Origin of the sequence: Sphingopyxis sp. DBS4 (genome assembly GCF_024628865.1) — a bacterium.
In the GTDB taxonomy this organism is placed as follows: domain Bacteria; phylum Pseudomonadota; class Alphaproteobacteria; order Sphingomonadales; family Sphingomonadaceae; genus Sphingopyxis.
This window is the reverse complement of record NZ_CP102384.1, coordinates 1,760,786-1,780,317: the sequence shown is the minus strand read 5'-3', so window position 1 is coordinate 1,780,317 and position 19,532 is coordinate 1,760,786. Positions and strand designations below refer to the sequence as shown.

Genomic DNA, 19,532 nt, shown 5'->3' with positions numbered 1-19,532 from the left:
TATGTAGGGCGGCTGCCGCGCGGTCTCAAGGGATTTAGGGCATTTGCTCGATCCGCGTCGCCAACGCCTCGATCCGGTCGGCGATCTGGAGCAGCGCGCGGTCGTGCGACGGCCTGACGCTCGTCGCGGACGCGGGCGGCGCTTTTTTGAGCGCATCGAGTTCGGCGCGCGCGGTTTTCAGCTCGTCGCGGGCCTGCGCCTCGCGGCTTTCGGCGAGCGCCACCGCAGCGCGGAGCGAATCGGATTGCGGCTCGGCCTTGGCGGCCTTGCCCCTGGCCTCCTGCGCTTCGTCGGCGAGCATCAGCGCCGCGAAGAGCAATTGGCGTACTTCGGTGCCGCCCGGCATCGCGCGCACCTTTTCGTCGACCACGGTCGCCAGGTTCAGAAGCTGCGGTTCCTGTCCGTCGGCGCAATGGACGTCGTAGGCGCGTCCGGCGATGCTGAGCTTGACGTCAGCCATTTTTCGCCTCCGCGATCAGTCGATCGAGCTCGCCGATCACCGCCACGACCTCGGCCTTCAGCGCCGACTGGTCGCTGGGCGCGGATTGAGGCGGAGCGGATGCGGGTGCGGGGCGATTCGCCCGTTCGGTCAGCACCGTCTCGATCCGGCTCAGCGCCCGTTCGATGCGGCCGATGGCCAGGCTGGATTCGTCAAGGTCGAGTTCCATGTCCATGGGTTAGCAGCGCCGGACATGGGGTGCAATCGCCTCTCCGCGCCGAAATAGCTGCTATTTTGTGCCGCGGCGGTTGACTCCTGCGCCCGCCATCGCGAAGGGCTGTCCCCACCGAATCCGGCCATCTTCACATCCTTTTCCGGGGGACCAATGACACTGCCCGAACGCCAGCTCGCCAACGCCATCCGCGCGCTTGCGATGGACGCCGTCCAGGCCGCGAACAGCGGCCATCCAGGGATGCCCATGGGCATGGCCGACGTCGCGACCGTGCTTTATTCGGATTATCTGAAATTCGATCCTTCCGATCCGAAATGGGCCGATCGCGACCGATTCGTCTTGTCGGCGGGCCATGGTTCGATGCTCGCTTATGCAACGCTGCACCTTGCCGGCTACGCGCGGCCGACCATGGACGATATCCGCAATTTCCGCCAGCTCAGCAGCCCGTGCGCGGGGCATCCCGAAAATTTCGAGCTTCCGGGCATCGAGACGACGACCGGGCCGCTCGGGCAGGGGGTTGCGACCGCCGTGGGCATGGCGATCGCCGAGCGGCACCTCAATGCGATCTACGGCGACGATCTGGTCGATCACCGCACGTGGGTGATCGCCGGCGATGGTTGCCTGATGGAGGGCATCAACCACGAAGCCATCGGCCTCGCCGGGCATTTGCAACTCGGCCGCCTGATCGTGCTGTGGGACGACAACAAGATCACCATCGACGGATCGACCGACCTGTCGACGAGCGAGGATGTGCGGGCGCGCTATGCCGCGACTGGCTGGCACGTCGATAGCTGCGACGGTCACGACCCCGCTGATATCCGCCGCGCGATCGACGGTGCGCTTGCCGCCGGCCGCCCGTCGCTGATCGCGTGCAAGACGCTGATCGGTTTCGGCGCGCCGAACAAGCAGGGCACTTCCGCGACCCACGGCTCGCCGCTCGGCGCCGACGAGGTCGCCGCGGCGCGCGCGACGCTCGGCTGGACCGCCGAGCCGTTCGTCATTCCCGCCGATATCGCCGATGCGTGGAAAGCGTTCGGGGAGAAGGGCGAAAAGCTTCACGCCGAATGGAATGATCGTCTCGCAAACAACGAAAAGAAAAAGGATTTCGAAGATCGCCTGAGCGGTAATCTGGTTCCGGGCGCGGCGTTCAAAGCCTATCTCGACGGTCTCGTCGCTGAGCCGCCGAAGGGGGCGACGCGCAAGGCGTCGGAAAATACGCTGGGCGCGCTCACCGCCGACATCGCCGCGCTGGTCGGCGGCAGCGCCGATTTGACGGGTTCCAACAATACGAAAACATCGTCGACCAAGCCGTTGACGAAAAGCGATTATTCGGGCCGCTATGTCTATTACGGCATTCGCGAGTTCGGCATGGCCGCGGCGATGAACGGCATGGCGCTGCACGGCGGCGTCGCTCCCTATGGCGGCACCTTCCTCGTCTTCGCCGACTATTGCCGCGCCGCGATCCGCCTGTCGGCGCTTCAGCGGCAGCGCGTTGTTTATGTGATGACTCACGACAGCATCGGCCTCGGCGAGGATGGCCCGACGCACCAGCCGATCGAGCATCTGCAATCGTTGCGCGCGATGCCGAACCTGCTCGTCATGCGCCCCGCCGACGCGGTCGAGACCGCCGAATGCTGGGCGATCGCGCTGGCGCAGGACAGCCGCCCGTCGCTGCTCGCGTTGACCCGCCAGAATCTGCCGCCGCTGCGTCATGACGTCACAGAAAATCTTTGCGCGAAAGGCGGTTACCGCCTGCGTGATGCTGCGGCGGCGCGCAAGGTGGTGCTCGTCGCGACGGGTTCCGAAGTGTCGCTCGCGATGGAAGTCGCCGACAAGCTGGAGGCGGCGGGGCAGGGCGCCGATGTCGTTTCGATGGTCTCGACCGAGTTGTTCGACGAACAGGACGCCGGCTATCAGGCCGACATTCTGCCCGCCGATGCGCTGATCGTCTCGATCGAGGCGGGCACGACCTTCGGCTGGGAACGCTACACCGGCCGCGACGGCCTCCGCTTCGGCATCGACAGCTTCGGCGCGTCGGCGCCGATCGACGATCTCTATCGGCATTTCGGCCTGACCGTCGATGCCATCGTCCCCCAGATTCTGGCGCGCCTCGGCCACTAAGCACCGACCGCCTCCTCCGCAGAAAGGACTCCCCGACATGGCAGTGAAAGTCGCAATCAACGGTTTCGGACGCATCGGCCGCAATGTGGCGCGCGCCATATTGGAGCGTACCGACCATGACCTTGAACTGGTGTCGATCAACGATCTTGGCGATGCAAAGGCGAATGCCCGTCTGCTTCGCCATGACTCGGTGCATGGTGCGTTCAATGGCAGCGTCGAGGTCGATGGCAACGATCTGATCATCAATGGCAAGCGCATCCAGGTGACCGCCGAGCGCGATCCCGCCGCGCTGCCGCACGCCGCGAACGGCATCGACATCGTGATGGAATGCACGGGCTTCTTCACCAACAAGGCCGGCGGCCAGAAGCATCTCGACGCCGGTGCCAAGCGCGTGCTGATCTCGGCTCCCGCCAAGGAAGTCGACCTGACCGTCGTCTATGGCGTCAACGACGACCAGATCACCGCCGATCATCTGATCATCTCGAACGCGTCCTGCACCACCAACTGCCTCGCGCCCTTCGCCAAGGTGCTGCACGAGGCGATCGGTATCGAGCGCGGGCTGATGACCACGATCCACGCCTATACCAACGACCAGAAGATTCTCGACCAGATCCATAGCGACCCGCGTCGCGCCCGCGCCGCCGCGATGTCGATGATCCCGACCTCGACCGGCGCGGCCGTAGCCGTCGGCCTCGTCCTGCCCGAACTGAAGGGCAAGCTCGACGGGTCGTCGATCCGCGTCCCGACCCCGAACGTCTCGGTGGTGGATCTGACCTTCACGCCGTCGCGTGACACGACTGCGGAAGAGGTGAACGCGGTGCTCAAGGCGGCCGCCGAAGGCCCGCTGAAGGGCGTGCTCGGCTATACCGAGGAACCGCTGGTCTCGATCGACTTCAACCATAATGCGGCGAGCTCGACCATCGACAGCCTCGAAACGGCGGTGATCGACGGCAAGCTGGTGCGCGTGCTCAGCTGGTACGACAATGAATGGGGCTTCTCGAACCGCATGATCGACACTGCGGGCGTGATCGCGAAGTTCCTTTAACCCGCCTGCGCCCCTGCGAAGGCAGGGGCCCATCATCGGCCATATCGATTCGCGAACGGCCGATGGCGGGCAAGGAGAGCATAGGAGATGGGCCCCTTCCTTCGCAGGGGCACATTCGATCGGAGTTAGGATGAGCAGCTTCAAGACTCTCGACGACATCGGCGACGTCACTGGCAAACGTGTGCTGGTCCGCGTCGACCTCAATGTCCCGATGTCCGACGGCGCGGTCGCTGACGATACGCGGATTCGCGCGGCGATGCCGACGATCCGCGAATTGTCGGACAAGGGCGCGATCGTGCTGCTGCTCGCGCATTTCGGACGGCCGAAGGGCGCGAAGAACCCGACCCAGTCGCTGAGCCTCGTCATCGACGGGGTCGCCGACGTGCTCGGCCATTCGGTGATGTTTATCCCCGACTGCATCGGCGAAGGCGCGAAGGCGGGAGTCGCGGTGCTCGCGCCGGGCGATGTCGCGGTGCTCGAAAATACGCGCTTTCACGCGGGTGAGGAAAAGAACGATCCTGCCTTCGCCGATGCGCTCGCCGAGGTCGGCGACCTTTATGTCGACGACGCCTTCTCTGCCGCGCACCGCGCGCACGGCTCGACCGAAGGCATCGCGCACCGGCTTCCGGCTTATGCGGGCCGCGCGATGGAAGCCGAGCTTAACGCGCTCGACGCCGCGCTCGGCAATCCGGTGCATCCGGTCGCCGCGGTGGTCGGCGGCGCGAAGGTGTCGAGCAAGATCGACGTGCTGCGCAATCTCGTCGGCAAGGTCGATCATCTGATCATCGGCGGCGGTATGGCGAACACCTTCCTCGCCGCGCGCGGGGTCGACGTCGGCAAGTCGCTGTGCGAGCATGACCTCGTCGATACCGCCAACGCGATCTTCGACGCCGCCGATGCCGCGGGCTGCACGATCCATTTGCCCTATGACGTCGTGGTCGCGAAAGAGTTCGCGCCCAATCCGCCGACGCGCACCGTCAACGTGCATGAGGTCGCGGCCGACGAGATGATCCTCGACGTCGGCCCTGCCGCGGTCGAGGCGCTTGCCGACGTGCTCAAGAATTGCCGGACTTTGGTGTGGAACGGCCCGCTCGGCGCATTCGAGACGCCGCCCTTCGACACTGCGACGGTCGCGCTGGCGAAGACCGCCGCAGCGCTGACCCGCGAAGGCTCGCTGATTTCGGTCGCGGGCGGCGGCGATACCGTCGCGGCGCTCAACCACGCCGGGGTCGCCGGCGATTTCACTTTCGTCTCGACGGCGGGCGGCGCTTTCCTCGAATGGATGGAAGGCAAGCCACTGCCAGGCGTGGACGCGCTCAAGGCCTGATTTTTCCGCGTATTTGCTTCCCGCTCGCCGGGGGGCTATGCGCGCCGCAACATACGTATGCAACCAACCGGAGATGTTATGACCACCGCCAATGCCGCCATGCTCGACCAGATCAAATCGGGACAGGGGTTCATCGCCGCGCTCGATCAGAGCGGCGGTTCGACGCCGAAGGCATTGAAGGGTTATGGCATCGAGGAAGACGCCTATGCGAACGACGAGGAGATGTTCGGCCTGATCCACGCGATGCGCAGCCGCATCGTCACCGCGCCCTGCTTCAACGGTGAAAAGGTGATCGGCGCGATCCTGTTCGAGCGCACAATGGACGGCGAGGCAGGCGGCAAGCCGGTTCCGGCGCTGCTCTGGGAACGCGGCGTCGTTCCCTTTCTGAAGGTCGACAAGGGGCTCGAAGCCGAGGCCGACGGCGTCCAGCTCATGAAGCCGATGCCCGACCTCGACGCGCTGTGCGACCGCGCGGTCGCCAAGGGCGTGTTCGGCACCAAGATGCGCAGCGTCGTCAACCTCGCCAATCCGGCGGGGATCAAGGCGATCGCGCGGCAGCAGTTCGCCGAGGCGAAGCGCATCGCCGCGCACGGTCTGGTTCCGATCATCGAACCCGAAGTGAACATCAAGAGCGCCGAGCGCGATGCCGCCGACCGCCTGCTGCTTCAGGAAATGCTGGCCGAACTCGACGCGTGGGACGGCGCGCCGGTGATGCTCAAGCTGTCGCTCCCGACCGAATCGGGCCTGTTCCAGCCGCTCGTCGATCATCCGAAGGTGCTGCGCGTCGTCGCACTGTCGGGCGGCTTCGCGCGGCCCGAAGCCTGCGCCGAACTGGCGAAGAACCCGGGTATCATCGCGAGCTTCAGCCGCGCCTTGCTCGAAGATCTCCGCCACCAGATGAGCGACGACGAGTTCAACGCCTCGCTCGGCGGCGCGATCGACGAGATTCACGCGGCCTCGGTCGCGTAATGGCTGCTGGCTGGCAAGCCGTCGACGATTATATCGCCGGGAAACTGCTCGGCGACGACGATGCGCTTGCCGCCGCGCTTGCCAATAATGCGGCACAGGGCTTGCCGCCGATCGATGTGTCGGCGGCGCAGGGCAAGATGCTGTTCCTGCTCGCGCAGACCGTGGGCGCGAATTACATCCTCGAAGTCGGGACGCTCGGCGGCTATTCGACGATCTGGCTCGCGCGGGCGCTGCCTCAAGGTGGCGCGCTGGTAACGCTCGAACTCGAGGCGCATCATGCGGCGGTGGCGCGCGCGAATCTCGAACGGGCGGGCGTCGCCGACAAGGTCGACATCCGTGTCGGCCCGGCCGCCGACAGCCTGGCCGCGATGGCGATGGGCGCGCCGTTCGATTTTGTCTTCATCGACGCCGACAAGCAGAACAACGCCCTTTATGTGGACGAGGCGATCCGGCTCGGGCGCAGCGGCACGACGATCATCGTCGACAATGTCGTGCGCGAAGGCGGCGTGCTCGACGCGAATAGCGGCGACGAGCGGATTGCGGGCACGCGCACATTGTTCGACCGGCTGAGCGCCGATCCGCGGCTCGACGCGACCGCGATCCAGACGGTGGGGGCGAAGGGCTGGGACGGATTCGTGCTGGCGCGGGTGCGTTGACGTTTCTCCCGGCTGGGCGCACGATATCGTGGTACTGCGTTCGATTTTGGGGGGGCATGATGGGGATCATACTGGCGGTTATTGGAGCGGTTCTTATGGCGATCGGCTTTTTCCAAAGCGGGGCGCCGACCTATAGCGATACGCTGAATATCGGCTTGCTCAATGATAAGTCCAACCTGATCGCAGTTGGCGGTTATCTCTTTGTCGGTGGAATGGTTCTGCACGCTAAAGAGGCAATATTGGCTGTCCTCGCGCCGGCCCCTTCGGCCCCGGAAAAGGCGGAGTGGTCGCCGAGCGACGGAATAACCGTTAAAGGCGACGACGGAGCGGTAGTCTGACTACAATCCACCCATGAAGCGGAACGAGAAGCGATAATCCTCCGGCCTGATCGCATCGCCGGTGCGTTTTGCCGGGCGCGCCGATTCGAGCGTGATCGTGCCGTCGGCGAGGCGGGCGGGTTCGCCGAGGGTTACCTCAAACGGCTGCCTCTCGCCATTGCCGCGAATCCAGACCATTTGCAGCCGCACGCGGCCCGCCCAGATGCAGCGTGCGTTCATCGGGCAGCGGCTGTCCTCCAGCAGCTTCACCGGCTGGACGATCGGGCCGTCGACATACGCGCGCTGGCCTAGCGCGACGTTGCTGCCGTCGGGCAACGGCGCCTGCTCGCGGGTCGTGGCGCAGGCCGACAGCATGAGAGCGGCGGTGAGGGCGGGCAGGGCAAGGCGCGGCATGTTCTGCATTTGCGGGATAATCGCCGCATCGCTATGAACCCGCCATGACCACGCCAGCCTGCCAGCTTTACCTGATCTCGCCGCTCGACGTCGGCGGCGGTTTTCCCGCGAAACTCGAGGAAGCGCTGTCCGCCGCGCCGGTCGCGGCGTTCCAGTTCCGCGTCAAGGATGTGAGCCAGCACGAGGCGGCGCGGCTCGCCGAGCCGTTGCAGGCGATTTGCGCCGCGCACGATACCGCCTTCATCGTCAACGACGATATGGCGCTCGCGAAGCGGCTCGGCGCCGATGGCGTCCATCTGGGGCAGGGCGACGGCGATCCGCAGGAGGCGCGGCGCCTGCTCGGGCCGGGCGCGCAGATCGGCGTGACCTGCCACGACAGCCGCCATCTTGCGATGGAAGCGGGCGAGGCAGGGGCGGACTATGTCGCGTTCGGCGCCTTTTTTCCGACGACGACCAAGGCGGTCGAGCATCAGGCCGACCCTGAAATTTTAACATGGTGGCAGGGATTGTTCGAACTGCCCTGCGTCGCGATCGGCGGGATCACCGTCGACAATGCCAAGGCGCTGGTTGAGGCCGGCGCGGATTTCCTCGCGGTTTCGGGCGGCGTTTGGGCGCATCCCGAGGGCCCGGCGGCAGCGGTACGGATGTTCGATAAGCTGATGGCGGGGTGACGGGGACCGGGCTCAGGCTTTTCTGCGCCGTGGCCGCTTTCGCCACGATCGGAGCTGCGCCCGAACCCGACATCATCATCCCGGTCGAGGGGATGCGCGCGTCGAATCTCGTCGATAGCTGGGACAAAGACCGCGCTGGAGGACGCATTCACCATGCGATCGACATTCAGGCGCCGCTCGGCACACCCGTGCTTGCGGCGATGGACGGGCGGATCGAAAAGCTGTTCGCGTCGAAACGCGGTGGACTCACCATCTATCAGCGCTCGGCGGACGGACGGCTGATCCTCTATTATGCGCATCTGCAGGGCTATCGCCGCGGCCATGCCGAGGGGCAGGCGGTCAAGCGCGGGCAGGTGATCGGCACGGTCGGGGCAAGCGGTAATGCCGACCCGTCCTTTCCGCACCTGCATTTCCAGATGCTTGCCACCGTGCCGGGAAGCGGCTGGCAGGATGGCGAGCCGATCAATCCCTATCCGCTGCTGACGGGAAAACGGCGGCTTCGCCAAGTGCGAAATCCGTGAAACTCCCCCGTCGCCCCTGCGAAGGCGGGGGCCAAGCTATTTTCTTTTCTTCACCATCGTTTGCGCAGAACCAAACGGTCAAGAAAGCTGGCCCCCCGCCTGCGCGGGGGTGACGAGAGGGAGTGCGCGGGTAAGGAGAGGGAATTAGGCCAGCGGATGCCCGCGTTCGGACACCTTACCGGACTTGTCATTGTCGCCTTTGCGCCATCCGAACAGGCCGGCGCAGGGCGTGGGGCGCCGGGCCGGCTTTGGCGGCGTGCGGGGCGGGGCCCGGTCGGGAAGATCGATGCTCGTCATGCGCGCCTTATGAATCGCGGGCTGGCGGATATATTGGATCGATGCGTCAAATCCGCTTCGGTTCGTCGCCTTTTCGCTTGCCTCGAAGCGCGCCGCCCGCGACAGGTTGCGGCGAGGGAGACCATGATGACCAACGGGAACCACGGCAGCGCGGCGATGCGCGAACTGACGCTGCGCGCGATCATACTCGGCGGATTGCTGACGTTTCTGTTCACGGCGGCGAACGTCTATTTCGGGTTGCGCGTCGGCTTGACCTTTTCGACCGCGATTCCCGCGGCGGTGATCTCGATGGCGGTGCTGCGAACGCTCGGCGGATCAAACATGGTCGAAAACAACATCGTCCAGACGATCGGAAGCGCGGCGGGCGCCGTGGCAACGATGATCTTCATCCTTCCCGGCCTGGTCATCGTCGGCTGGTGGACGAATTTTCCCTATTGGACGACGATGCTGACCTGCGCGGCGGGCGGGGTGCTGGGGGTGATGCTGTCGGTGCCGCTGCGCCGCGCGCTGGTGATCAATTCGGACCTTCCCTATCCGGAGGGCGTTGCGGGCGCCGAGATTCTGCGTGTCGGCATGGCGGGGGACGAAGGCGCGCGCGAGAATCGGCTCGGCCTTTCGACGATCATTCTCGGCGCGCTGGTCGCCGCCTTCTATGGCGTGATGACAGCGCTCAAGGTAGCGGCGGGCGAGGTCGCCAAGAACTTCAAGCTCGGCGCCGGAGTGAGCGGCGTCGCGGGCACCATGTCGCTGGGGCTGATCGGCGTCGGGCATCTGATCGGGCTGGCGACGGGGATCGCGATGGCGATCGGCGCGGCGATTTCCTGGTTTGTGTTGCTTCCGTGGCTCAGCGCCGGAAAGCTTGGCGCGGCCGACGATATCGTCGGCGCGGTGTTCAGCCAGGAGGTGCGTTTCGTCGGTGCCGGCGCGATTGCGGTCGCAGCGATCTGGGCGCTGATTCGGATCAGCGGCAGCATCATCGCCGGCCTCAAGGGAATCGCGGAAGCGGCGCGGGCGCGCCAGGCCGGGCGGGTGCTCGACCTGACCGAGCGCGACATGCCGGGGAAAATCGTCGGCGGAGTCAGCCTGGCGCTGTTCATCCCTATCGGACTTTTGCTGTGGAATTTCGTGCAGGGCGGCCCGCTGGCGGGGCATACTGGCTCGGCCCTGTTGCTCGCCTTGCTGTTCATTCTGGTGGTCGGCGTCGCGACCGCGGTGGTCACGGGATATATGGCGGGGCTGGTCGGAACCTCGAACAGCCCGGTGTCGGGGATTGGCATCCTGTCCATCCTGATCGCCGCGGTGCTGGTTGCTGCGGTGTTTGGCGGTGACGTGGCGGCGGGGGATCGCGCGCCGCTGATCGCCTTTGCGCTGTTCGTGACCGCTTTCGTGTTCGGGATCGGCATCGTTGCCAACGACAATCTCCAGGACCTGAAGACCGGCCAGTTGGTCGGATCGACACCGTGGAAGCAGCAGGTCGCGTTGATCCTGGGGGTGCTGGCGGGGTCGTTCATCATCCCGCCGGTGCTCGATCTGCTCAACACCGCATTCGGTTTCGCCGGTGCCCCCGGGGCCGGACCGAATGCCCTCGCGGCGCCGCAGGCGTCGCTGATCGCATCGATCGCGCAAGGCGTGCTCGGTGGAACGCTGCGTTGGGATCTGGTTGGCTTGGGCGCCGTGATCGGTGTCGGTGCGATCCTCCTCGACGAAGGGCTGGGCCGGGCGGGCAGGACGCGGCTGCCGCCGCTCGCCGTTGCGATGGGCATGTATCTGCCGATGTCGGTGACCTTGCCGACAATCATCGGCACGGTGATCGGCCATTTCTGGAACCGCATGTCGGACAAGACGAGCCGCCCCGAATTCGGGCGGCGGATGGGCGTTCTGCTGGCGACCGGGCTGGTGGTCGGCGACAGCCTTTACGGGCTGGTGTTCGCGGGCACGGTGGCCGCGGTTGGCGACGCGGACCGCCTCGCGATCGTCGGCGACGGGTTCGGGACGGCGTCCGAATTCATCGGCCTCGGCCTGCTCGCGGCGCTCGGCTGGTTCGCTTATGCGCGGACGCGTCGGCGGATCGACGCGACGCCCGCCGAATAAGCACCGCTTGCCCTCCGCCGCGTCCGCCGCTAAGGGCGCGCTCCTGAACCGGTGTGCGGCTACGCGCGCCGGCGGCTCTTTCCATCCTTGTTGAAGCGAGTGTGCGCGATGAAAATCACCGGCGTTGAAATCCGTCCCGGCAATATTATCGAATATGAAGGCGGCATCTGGAAGGTCACCAAGATCCAGCACACCCAGCCGGGCAAGGGCGGCGCCTATATGCAGGTCGAAGCCAAGAACCTCATCGACGGGCGCAAGCTCAACAACCGCTTCCGCAGCGCCGACACGGTCGAGAAGATCCGTCTCGACACCAAGGATTTCCAGTATCTTTATGCCGAAGGCGACGATCTCGTCTTCATGGACAAGGACACGTTCGAGCAGATCAACATCTCGAAGGAGGTCGTCGGTGACGCGCATGAGTTCCTGCAGGACGGCATGGAAGTCGTGCTCGAACTGTGGGAAGAACGCCCGATTTCGGTCGAACTGCCCGAGCAGATCGAAGCGACGATCGTCGAGGCCGACGCGGTGGTGAAGGGGCAGACGGCCTCGTCGTCGTACAAGCCCGCGATCCTCGACAATGGAGTGCGCGTGATGGTGCCGCCGCACATCACCAGCGGCACCCGCATCGTGGTCAATGTCTATGACCGCGAATATGTCCGCCGCGCGGATTGATTTTCGTCGCCTCGGCGAAAGCTGGGGCCGCTAGCGTTTTACGTTGCCGACAGCGATCCCAGCTTTCGCTGGGATGACGTGTTGGAGGAAAGCAAATGGCCGTATCCGGCATCATCACCGTCATGGAACGCGCCGCGCGCAAGGCCGGCACCAAGCTGCGCCGCGACTTCGGCGAGATCGAGCATCTTCAGGTCTCGCAGAAGGGACCCGCCGACTTCGTGTCGAAGGCTGATCAGGCCGCCGAGCGCACGCTTTACGACGAGCTGACTCACGCGCGTCCGGGCTGGGGCTTCCTGATGGAAGAAGCCGGCGAGATCGAGGGCGAGCCGGGCAAACCGCGCTTCATCATCGACCCGCTCGACGGCACCTCGAACTTCCTCCACGCGATTCCGCAATTCGCGATCTCGATCGCGGTGCAGGAACCGAAGCTCGGCGGCGGCTGGGGCGACGTCACCGCAGCGCTGATCTATCAGCCGGTGACTGACGAAAGCTATTGGGCCGAGCGAGGCCGCGGCGCATGGCTGCACGACCGGCGCCTGCGTGTCGCGTCGCGCCGCCATCTCAACGAATGCCTGATCGCGACCGGCATCCCGTTCATGGGGCATGGCGACATGGCGCAGTGGAGCCGCATCTTCGGCGCGGTCGCGCCCGAGGTTGCCGGAATCCGCCGCTTCGGTGCTGCGAGCCTCGACCTCGCCTGGGTTGCGGCGGGGCGTTTCGACGGTTTCTGGGAAAGCGACCTCAACATCTGGGACGTCGCCGCCGGCATATTGCTGGTGCGCGAAGCGGGCGGTTTCGTCAGCGACTTCCGTGGCGGCGACCGTGCGATCGAGCGCAGCGAATATATCGCGGGCAGCGGCGCGGTGCATAGCAAGCTGCAGAAACTGGTCGCGGGCGCGCTGCGCAACGCTTGAACCTGCCTCATCACTCCTGATCGTCACCCCGGATCAAGTCCGGGGTGACGAACGAGGAAGGCGTTTTACTTGTCGAAAATAAACTCGCGGTAGCTGTCCATCAGCGAAGCCCAGGTGTTGAAGGTCTCGCCCAGATTCTCGCGCGGGATGCCGGCGAAATCGACGTCGACGTCCATCTCCAGGACCGGGTCGCCTTCGTCATCCCTGTAGCCGCGCGCGAAGCGCTTTTCCTTGTTCCACTGGTTGAACCGCTCAAGCGACACATCCTTGGCGTCGCTGAAGCCCATGTAATATTGCAGCGTCTTGCAATTCTTATGGTCTTCGCAGTTCATGAAGATGATGAGGAACTTGAGCCCGTTGCGGCTGCTTTCGATATAGGGGTCCGCGTCGGCCTTGCTGACCAGCGTGGCGGGCCATCCTTGCGACTCGACGATCGCCTTGATCGTGGCCGGATTTTTCGCATTGACCAGTTCGGCGTGCGCCGGCGTCGCGGAAAGCGCGATGGCGGCGCCCATCGCCAGCGTGGTCCCGAAAGAAAATGATCGCATGTCAGCTCCCTGATTGAAAAGTGGGTTATAATTACCCGAAACGCCGACCCACGCAGGCGGCGTAACACAGCATTAGGTGATCGGGCCAGCCTTCCTTATGTCTTTGGTCACAATGGTAACGAAAATCCTGCCCGCGGCGCTTGCGGGGCGCGGCGCACTGGCCTAAAGCGCCCCGCGATAACGGTGGCAAACACCTGAATAGACTGCGAGCTCCCATGGTCGATCTGACGCAATATCTGCCGATTCTGATCTTTCTGGTCATCGCCGTTGGCCTGTCCTCGGCGTTCGTCTTCCTGCCGATGGGCGTCGCGCGCCTGACCGGCACGCACAAGCCCGACCCGGCGAAGCTGACCGAATATGAATGCGGCTTCCCCGCGTTCGAGGACGCGCGCAGCCAGTTCGACGTGCGCTTCTATCTTGTCGCCATCCTCTTCATCATCTTCGACCTCGAAGCCGCCTTCCTCTTTCCCTGGGCCGTCAGCCTCAAGGAAATCGGCTGGGCGGGCTGGGCGACGATGATGGTCTTCCTTGCCGAACTCGCGATCGGCCTTGTGTACGCGTGGAAAAAAGGCGCGTTGGATTGGGAATGAGCACTTCCAGCATCATCATGCCCGGCCAGACGCCGGTCGCCCCGGGCACCAACCCCGGAGTCTTGCCGGTGGCGCCGGGGACGAGCCCCGACGCGGGTTTTTTCGACGACCTCAACAGCGAGGTTGGCGACAAGGGCTTTCTCGTCACCTCGACCGAGGATCTGTTCAACTGGGCGCGCACCGGCTCGCTGTGGTGGATGACCTTCGGGCTCGCCTGCTGCGCGGTCGAGATGATCCACGTCAACATGCCGCGCTATGACATGGAGCGTTTCGGCGTCGCGCCGCGCGCCAGCCCGCGCCAGTCGGACGTGATGATCGTCGCGGGGACGCTCTGCAACAAGATGGCTCCGGCGCTCCGCCGCGTCTACGACCAGATGTCGAACCCCAAATATGTGATCTCGATGGGAAGCTGCGCCAACGGCGGCGGCTATTATCACTACAGCTATTCGGTGGTGCGCGGCTGCGACCGCATCGTGCCCGTCGACATCTATGTTCCCGGCTGCCCGCCGACCGCGGAAGCCCTGCTCTATGGCGTGATGCAGTTGCAGCGGAAGATTCGCCGCACCGGGACGATCGAACGCTGATGGCCAGTCCCGCTCCCCTGATCGCGCCCCGCGAGGGCATCGGCGCCGCGCTCAAGAAGCTGCTCGGCGACGACCTGATCGACCATGTCTTCGCCGTCGGCGAGGATAGCGTCACCGTGCGCCGCGACGCCATCGCGGGCGTGATGATCAGCCTTCGCGACAATCTGGGCTATCAGCAGCTCATGGAGATTGCCGGGGTCGACTATCCCGGCCGCGCCGAGCGCTTCGAAGTCGTCTATCACCTGCTCAGTGTGACGAAGAATCACCGCCTGCGTGTCCGCGTCTGCACCGATGAGGCGACCCCGGTGCCGAGCATCGTGCCCGTCTGGCCGGTCGCCGGCTGGCTCGAGCGCGAAGTGTTCGACATGTATGGCGTGCTGTTCGCGGGCAACCCGGACCTGCGCCGCATCCTGACCGATTATGGCTTTCAGGGCCATCCGCAGCGCAAGGATTTCCCGCTGACCGGCTATATCGAGCTGCGGTACAGCGAAGAGGATAAGCGCGTCGTCTATGAGCCGGTGAAGCTGGCGCAGGATTTCCGCAGCTTCGACTTCCTCAGCCCGTGGGAAGGCGCCGACTATGTGCTGCCGGGCGATGAAAAGGCTGGCGGGACCGGCGAAGCGCCGGGCAAGGGCGCGCCGACCCCGATGACCGCGCAGCAGGTCAAGAAGGCCGACGACGAGGCCGCGAAGAAGGCGCCGCCGCCGACCCCCAAGACGACCGAAAAGACCGCGCAGACGGGCGCGGGCGCCAACACCAATCTGAAGGCCGCCAAGCCGAGCCGCGACGGCGCGAAGACGACGGCAGCGGCAAAGGCCAAGACGCCCGCGACGAAAAAAGCCGAAAAGGCACCCGCGAAGGCTCCGGCCAAGCCACGCGCACCGCGCAAGCCGAAGGGGGAGGGCAAGTGACTTCGTCTCTCTTCGTCATCCCCGCGAAGGCGGGGATCCAGCTTTTTCCCTTGGCTGTCCGCAGCTGGACCCCCGCCTTCGCGGGGGGGACGGGTTCTGATTTCGGAGGTTCGCTGTGACCGACTCCCCCCACGTCAAACACCACGGCAGCGACATGTTCGAGGGCTATCCGGTCGACACCGCCGACACCGCGGGCGATCAGGTCGTCACCAACTACACGATCAACTTTGGCCCGCAACACCCCGCGGCGCACGGCGTGCTGCGCATGGTGATGGAACTCGACGGCGAGATCATCGAGCGCGTCGATCCGCACGTCGGTTTGCTCCACCGCGGCACCGAAAAGCTGATCGAGTATAAGACCTATCTGCAGGCTTTGCCCTATTTCGACCGGCTTGATTATTGCTCGCCGCTGGGAATGGAACACAGCTATGTCCTCGCGATCGAGAAATTGCTCGATCTCGAAGTGCCCGCCCGCGCGCAGTATCTGCGCACCCTGTTCGCCGAGCTGACGCGCATCTGCAATCACATGCTCAACATTGGGTCGCACGTCATGGACGTTGGCGCGATGACCCCGAACCTGTGGGTGTTCGAGCTGCGCGAGGATTGCCTGAACTTCTTTGAGCGCGCGAGCGGCGCGCGGATGCACTCGGCCTGGTTCCGACCCGGCGGCGTGCATCAGGACGTTCCCGAGAAACTGCTCGTCGATATCGGCGAATGGTGCGAGACGCGGCTGCCGAAGCTGTTCGGCGACGCGATGAGCCTCGTCATCGACAACCGCATCTTCAAGCAGCGCAACGTCGACATCGCGACCGTCAGCAAGGAAGACGCGCTGGCCTGGGGCTTCTCCGGCCCGATGATCCGCGGCAGCGGCATCCCCTGGGACATCCGCAAGTCGCAGCCCTATGACGCCTACGCCAAGGTCGAGTTCGACATTCCGGTCGGCACGCGCGGCGACTGCTACGACCGCTTCATGGTCCGCGTGCAGGAAGTCTATCAGTCGGCACGCATCATCAAGCAGTGCCTGCGCGACATGCCCGGCGGTCCGATCGCCAGCCTCGACCGCAAGGTCGTCCCGCCCAAGCGCGGTGAGATGAAGCAGTCGATGGAATCGCTGATCCATCACTTCAAGCTCTATACCGAGGGCTTCCACGTCCCCGCGGGCGAAGTCTATGTGGCGACCGAAAGCCCCAAGGGCGAATTCGGCGTCTATCTGGTCAGCGACGGCACCAACAAGCCGTACCGCTGCAAGATCCGCCCGACGGCGTTTTCGCACCTGCAGGCGATGGACATGATGGCGAAAGGCCACATGCTCGCCGACACCACCGCGATCATCGGCGCGATCGACGTCGTTTTCGGGGAGTGCGACCGGTGATCTTCTGGACCCGCGCCGCCTGCGTGACCTTTGCTGCGGCCTTATTGGCTTCTCTTGCGGCAGAGCATTTCTTCGGCGTGTTGAATTTGAACGCCGTTGAGGCATTTCTTTGGCCTCTTTTGTTGGCCAGCATCTGTCTCGATGTTTTCTTTGGAACGCGCGACGGCAAAGGCCGGGAAGTAAGAAATGGCTGACGCACCCAACATCCCCGACGAAGCCGAAGTCCGCGCGCGCTGGGGCGCTTTTGCGTGGACGAAGGAAAATGCCGAGAAGGCGAAGACCGTCATCGCGCGCTACCCTGCGGGGCGCCAGCGCTCGGCGGTTATGCCGCTGCTCGACCTCGCGCAGCGCCAGGTCGGCGCCGAGACGCAGACGCAGGGATGGCTGCCCGTGCCGGTGATCGAGTTCGTCGCGGCGCAGCTCGATATGCCGTTCATCCGCGCGTATGAAGTTGCGACCTTCTACACCATGTACAATCTCGCGCCGGTCGGCCGCTATCATGTGCAGGTGTGCGGGACGACGCCGTGCCTGCTGCGCGGGTCGGATGATGTGATGGCCGCGTGCAAGAACCGCGGCATGGTGAAGGGCAAGACCACCCCCGACGGCCTGTTCACGCTGACCGAGGTCGAGTGCATGGGCACCTGCACCAACGCGCCGATGGTCCAGATCAACGACGATAATTACGAAGACCTCGATTACGACAGCACGGTCCGCCTGCTCGACGATCTCGCCGCGGGCAAACAGCCGAAGGCGGGCACCCAGAACCCCAAGCGCCACACGAGCGAGCCCGAGGGCGGCCCGACGACGCTGAAGGACATGGTCAAAGCCAACCATGACTATCGGAAGGACTGGTAATGGCGGTCTGGATCGCATTGGGTTCCGCCTTCATGGGCGTCGCCGTCGTTTTTATCGCCGTCTTTGCTGCACGTCAGGGCAGCAAAGAGAAGGGTGAGTGAGGCCAGCCATGCTCGCTGACAAAGACCGCATCTTCACCAACCTTTACGGGTTCCAGCCGTGGAACCTCAAGGCCGCGCAGGCGCGCGGCGATTGGGACAAGACCAAGGATTTGATGAGTCGCGGGCAGGACGCGATCATCGAAGAGGTCAAGGCGTCGGGCCTGCGCGGCCGCGGCGGCGCGGGCTTTCCGACCGGGCTCAAGTGGAGCTTCATGCCGAAGGAACCGCGCGCCGACCGCCCGAGCTTCCTCGTCATCAACGCCGACGAATCCGAGCCGGGATCGTGCAAGGACCGCGAGATCATCCGCCACGATCCGCACAAGCTGATCGAGGGCGCGCTGATCGCGGGCTATGCGATGCGCGCGCGCGCGGCGTACATCTACATTCGCGGTGAGTTCATCCGTGAAGCCGAGACTTTGTTCGCGGCGGTGCAGGAGGCCTATGACGCCGGCCTGCTCGGCAAGAATGCGGCCAAGTCGGGCTATGATTTCGACGTTTTCGTCCACCGCGGCGCCGGCGCCTATATCTGCGGCGAAGAAACCGCGATGATCGAAAGCCTCGAGGGCAAAAAGGGCCAGCCGCGCCTGAAACCCCCGTTCCCGGCGGGGGCGGGCCTCTATGGCTGTCCGACGACGGTCAACAATGTCGAAAGCATCGCGGTCGTCCCGACGATCCTGCGCCGCGGCGCGTCGTGGTTCTCCAGCTTCGGGCGCGAGAACAACAAGGGCACCAAGCTTTTTCAGATCTCGGGCCATGTCGAGCGCCCGTGCGTCGTCGAGGAAGAGATGGGGATTCCGTTCCGCGATCTCATCGAGAAACATTGCGGCGGCATTCGCGGCGGCTGGGACAATCTGCTCGCGGTGATCCCCGGCGGTTCGTCGGTGCCGCTCGTTCCGGCGGCCGAGATCATGGACGCGCCGATGGATTTCGACGGGCTGAAGGCGCTCGGCTCGGGCCTCGGCACCGCCGCTGCGATCGTCATGGACAAGTCGACCGACGTCGTTCAGGCGATCAGCCGGATCAGCTATTTCTACAAGCATGAAAGCTGCGGCCAGTGCACCCCGTGCCGCGAAGGCACCGGCTGGATGTGGCGCGTGATGGAACGGCTGCGCACCGGCGACGCCGACATCAGTGAGATCGATACCTTGTTCGACGTGACCAAGCAGGTCGAAGGCCACACCATCTGCGCGCTCGGCGACGCGGCGGCGTGGCCGATCCAGGGTCTGATCCGCCATTTCCGACCTGAGCTGGAACGCCGTATCGCCGAGAATGGCGGGGCGCTGGAGGCCGCGGAGTGATGGTGATCGCAATCGCCTTGTTGGCGGCGGCATCCGATAGCGGGCCAGCCGCCGATCCGGTCGCGCGGCAGACGTTGGCGCGCTATGCCGCCTGTGTGGCGGCGAAAAGCCCGGAGAAGGTCACCGATATTCTGACCCAGGATTTCCGTGCGACATCTTATGGCAATGGTCTGCGAAATCTTGTCCGGGCAAATGAGGAATGCGCCAAGCAAGTCGGCACGCGCGGTGAAAGACTGCGAGGAAGCAATCTTCCGTTCGCTGCGGCGTTGGCCGAGGCGTTGATGCGCGGAAACGGCGCGCCGCTCAACGTGCGTCTTGCGAAAGCGGCTTCCGGCAAGGAGGCTTCGACCTTCTCGGCATCCGATAAGGTGGCGATGTGCGTTGCGCGTTCATCGCCCGATGACGTCGCGAACCTGTTCGCTACCGATCCGGGATCGGACGCCGAAGCCGATTCGGCCGCGAAATTGGAACCTGTCATCGGGCTCTGCAGCCAGGATGCGCGATTGGACACGGGCGTCGCCGGTCTCCGCGCCATCATTGCAACCGCCAGTTTTCGTCTGTTGGCGGCGCAAGGACGTTGAGGAGGA

The 19,532-nt window shown here is 64.8% G+C and carries 24 protein-coding genes; 19 read left to right on the top strand and 5 right to left on the bottom strand.

Annotated elements, in window-relative coordinates:
- Positions 1-34 precede the first annotated feature (34 nt).
- Positions 35-460 (bottom strand): cell division protein ZapA, encoded by a 426-nt coding sequence (locus tag NP825_RS08330; RefSeq protein WP_257550294.1) that lies wholly within the window; start codon positions 458-460, stop codon positions 35-37.
- Entirely contained in the window at positions 453-668 is a 216-nt protein-coding gene (locus NP825_RS08325) for a hypothetical protein (RefSeq protein ID WP_257550292.1), read from the bottom strand. The genes NP825_RS08330 and NP825_RS08325 overlap by 8 nt, the downstream gene beginning before the upstream one ends.
- 156 nt (positions 669-824) lie before the next feature.
- On the opposite strand from NP825_RS08325, the gene tkt reads away from it, so the two are divergent.
- The 6 genes from tkt (at position 825) to NP825_RS08295 (ending at position 7,127) form a co-directional block, all read left to right on the top strand.
- The gene (gene tkt, locus NP825_RS08320) at positions 825-2,792 is read left to right on the top strand and encodes a transketolase (protein WP_257550290.1); all 1,968 of its coding nucleotides are present in this window, start codon (positions 825-827) and stop codon (positions 2,790-2,792) included.
- A gap of 37 nt (positions 2,793-2,829) precedes the next feature.
- Positions 2,830-3,837 (top strand): type I glyceraldehyde-3-phosphate dehydrogenase, encoded by a 1,008-nt coding sequence (gene gap, locus NP825_RS08315; protein WP_257550287.1) that lies wholly within the window; start codon positions 2,830-2,832, stop codon positions 3,835-3,837.
- A 130-nt stretch (positions 3,838-3,967) separates the two neighbouring features.
- A complete protein-coding gene (gene pgk, locus NP825_RS08310; protein ID WP_257550285.1) occupies positions 3,968-5,164 on the top strand; it encodes a phosphoglycerate kinase in 1,197 nt (398 codons plus the stop codon).
- Between the two features lie 99 nt (positions 5,165-5,263).
- Positions 5,264-6,133, top strand: a complete 870-nt coding sequence (locus NP825_RS08305) for a fructose bisphosphate aldolase (RefSeq protein WP_257551349.1) — start codon at positions 5,264-5,266, stop codon at positions 6,131-6,133.
- Positions 6,133-6,789, top strand: coding sequence for an O-methyltransferase (locus NP825_RS08300; protein ID WP_257550283.1), 657 nt, complete (start codon positions 6,133-6,135; stop codon positions 6,787-6,789). Before NP825_RS08305 ends, NP825_RS08300 begins: the two co-directional genes overlap by 1 nt.
- 56 nt (positions 6,790-6,845) lie before the next feature.
- The gene (locus NP825_RS08295) at positions 6,846-7,127 is read left to right on the top strand and encodes a hypothetical protein (RefSeq protein WP_257550281.1); all 282 of its coding nucleotides are present in this window, start codon (positions 6,846-6,848) and stop codon (positions 7,125-7,127) included.
- On the opposite strand, the gene NP825_RS08290 is transcribed toward NP825_RS08295, so the two are convergent.
- Entirely contained in the window at positions 7,128-7,529 is a 402-nt protein-coding gene (locus NP825_RS08290) for a hypothetical protein (RefSeq protein WP_257550279.1), read from the bottom strand. It abuts the gene before it with no gap.
- A 35-nt stretch (positions 7,530-7,564) separates the two neighbouring features.
- Between NP825_RS08290 and thiE the strand changes: the two genes are divergently transcribed.
- The gene (gene thiE, locus NP825_RS08285; protein ID WP_257550278.1) at positions 7,565-8,191 is read left to right on the top strand and encodes a thiamine phosphate synthase; all 627 of its coding nucleotides are present in this window, start codon (positions 7,565-7,567) and stop codon (positions 8,189-8,191) included.
- A 29-nt stretch (positions 8,192-8,220) separates the two neighbouring features.
- Positions 8,221-8,712 (top strand): M23 family metallopeptidase, encoded by a 492-nt coding sequence (locus NP825_RS08280; RefSeq protein WP_257550277.1) that lies wholly within the window; start codon positions 8,221-8,223, stop codon positions 8,710-8,712.
- Between the two features lie 144 nt (positions 8,713-8,856).
- Here NP825_RS08280 and NP825_RS08275 read toward each other — a convergent pair whose 3' ends face one another.
- Positions 8,857-9,009 (bottom strand): hypothetical protein, encoded by a 153-nt coding sequence (locus tag NP825_RS08275; protein ID WP_257550276.1) that lies wholly within the window; start codon positions 9,007-9,009, stop codon positions 8,857-8,859.
- 126 nt (positions 9,010-9,135) lie between these two features.
- On the opposite strand from NP825_RS08275, the gene NP825_RS08270 reads away from it, so the two are divergent.
- From NP825_RS08270 to NP825_RS08260, 3 genes are all read left to right on the top strand, one after another.
- On the top strand, positions 9,136-11,100 hold the full coding sequence (locus NP825_RS08270; protein WP_257550275.1) for an OPT family oligopeptide transporter: 1,965 nt from the start codon (positions 9,136-9,138) through the stop codon (positions 11,098-11,100).
- 108 nt (positions 11,101-11,208) lie between these two features.
- Entirely contained in the window at positions 11,209-11,772 is a 564-nt protein-coding gene (efp, locus tag NP825_RS08265) for an elongation factor P (RefSeq protein ID WP_257550274.1), read from the top strand.
- A 95-nt stretch (positions 11,773-11,867) separates the two neighbouring features.
- Positions 11,868-12,686, top strand: a complete 819-nt coding sequence (locus NP825_RS08260; protein ID WP_257550273.1) for an inositol monophosphatase family protein — start codon at positions 11,868-11,870, stop codon at positions 12,684-12,686.
- 65 nt (positions 12,687-12,751) lie between these two features.
- Here NP825_RS08260 and NP825_RS08255 read toward each other — a convergent pair whose 3' ends face one another.
- Complete coding sequence (locus NP825_RS08255; RefSeq protein WP_257550272.1) at positions 12,752-13,234, bottom strand: YbjN domain-containing protein; 483 nt, start codon at positions 13,232-13,234, stop codon at positions 12,752-12,754.
- A gap of 215 nt (positions 13,235-13,449) precedes the next feature.
- Here NP825_RS08255 and NP825_RS08250 point away from each other — a divergent pair, with 215 nt between their 5' ends.
- The 8 genes from NP825_RS08250 (at position 13,450) to NP825_RS08215 (ending at position 19,526) form a co-directional block, all read left to right on the top strand.
- Positions 13,450-13,824 carry an NADH-quinone oxidoreductase subunit A gene (locus NP825_RS08250; protein ID WP_105997413.1) on the top strand — a complete coding sequence of 125 codons (375 nt, stop codon included), beginning with the start codon at positions 13,450-13,452 and terminating at the stop codon, positions 13,822-13,824.
- A gap of 17 nt (positions 13,825-13,841) precedes the next feature.
- A complete protein-coding gene (locus NP825_RS08245; RefSeq protein WP_257551347.1) occupies positions 13,842-14,408 on the top strand; it encodes an NADH-quinone oxidoreductase subunit B family protein in 567 nt (188 codons plus the stop codon).
- Positions 14,408-15,319: an NADH-quinone oxidoreductase subunit C gene (locus tag NP825_RS08240; protein ID WP_257550271.1), complete on the top strand. Its 912-nt coding sequence runs from the start codon at positions 14,408-14,410 to the stop codon at positions 15,317-15,319. The genes NP825_RS08245 and NP825_RS08240 overlap by 1 nt, the downstream gene beginning before the upstream one ends.
- A 154-nt stretch (positions 15,320-15,473) precedes the next feature.
- Positions 15,474-16,691 (top strand): NADH-quinone oxidoreductase subunit D, encoded by a 1,218-nt coding sequence (locus tag NP825_RS08235; RefSeq protein WP_257551345.1) that lies wholly within the window; start codon positions 15,474-15,476, stop codon positions 16,689-16,691.
- Positions 16,688-16,885 (top strand): hypothetical protein, encoded by a 198-nt coding sequence (locus tag NP825_RS08230; protein ID WP_257550270.1) that lies wholly within the window; start codon positions 16,688-16,690, stop codon positions 16,883-16,885. The genes NP825_RS08235 and NP825_RS08230 overlap by 4 nt, the downstream gene beginning before the upstream one ends.
- Positions 16,878-17,546 carry an NAD(P)H-dependent oxidoreductase subunit E gene (locus NP825_RS08225; RefSeq protein WP_257550269.1) on the top strand — a complete coding sequence of 223 codons (669 nt, stop codon included), beginning with the start codon at positions 16,878-16,880 and terminating at the stop codon, positions 17,544-17,546. The genes NP825_RS08230 and NP825_RS08225 overlap by 8 nt, the downstream gene beginning before the upstream one ends.
- 109 nt (positions 17,547-17,655) lie before the next feature.
- Complete coding sequence (gene nuoF / locus NP825_RS08220) at positions 17,656-18,945, top strand: NADH-quinone oxidoreductase subunit NuoF (protein ID WP_257550268.1); 1,290 nt, start codon at positions 17,656-17,658, stop codon at positions 18,943-18,945.
- Between the two features lie 74 nt (positions 18,946-19,019).
- Complete coding sequence (locus NP825_RS08215) at positions 19,020-19,526, top strand: hypothetical protein (RefSeq protein WP_257550267.1); 507 nt, start codon at positions 19,020-19,022, stop codon at positions 19,524-19,526.
- Positions 19,527-19,532: the final 6 nt, after the last annotated feature.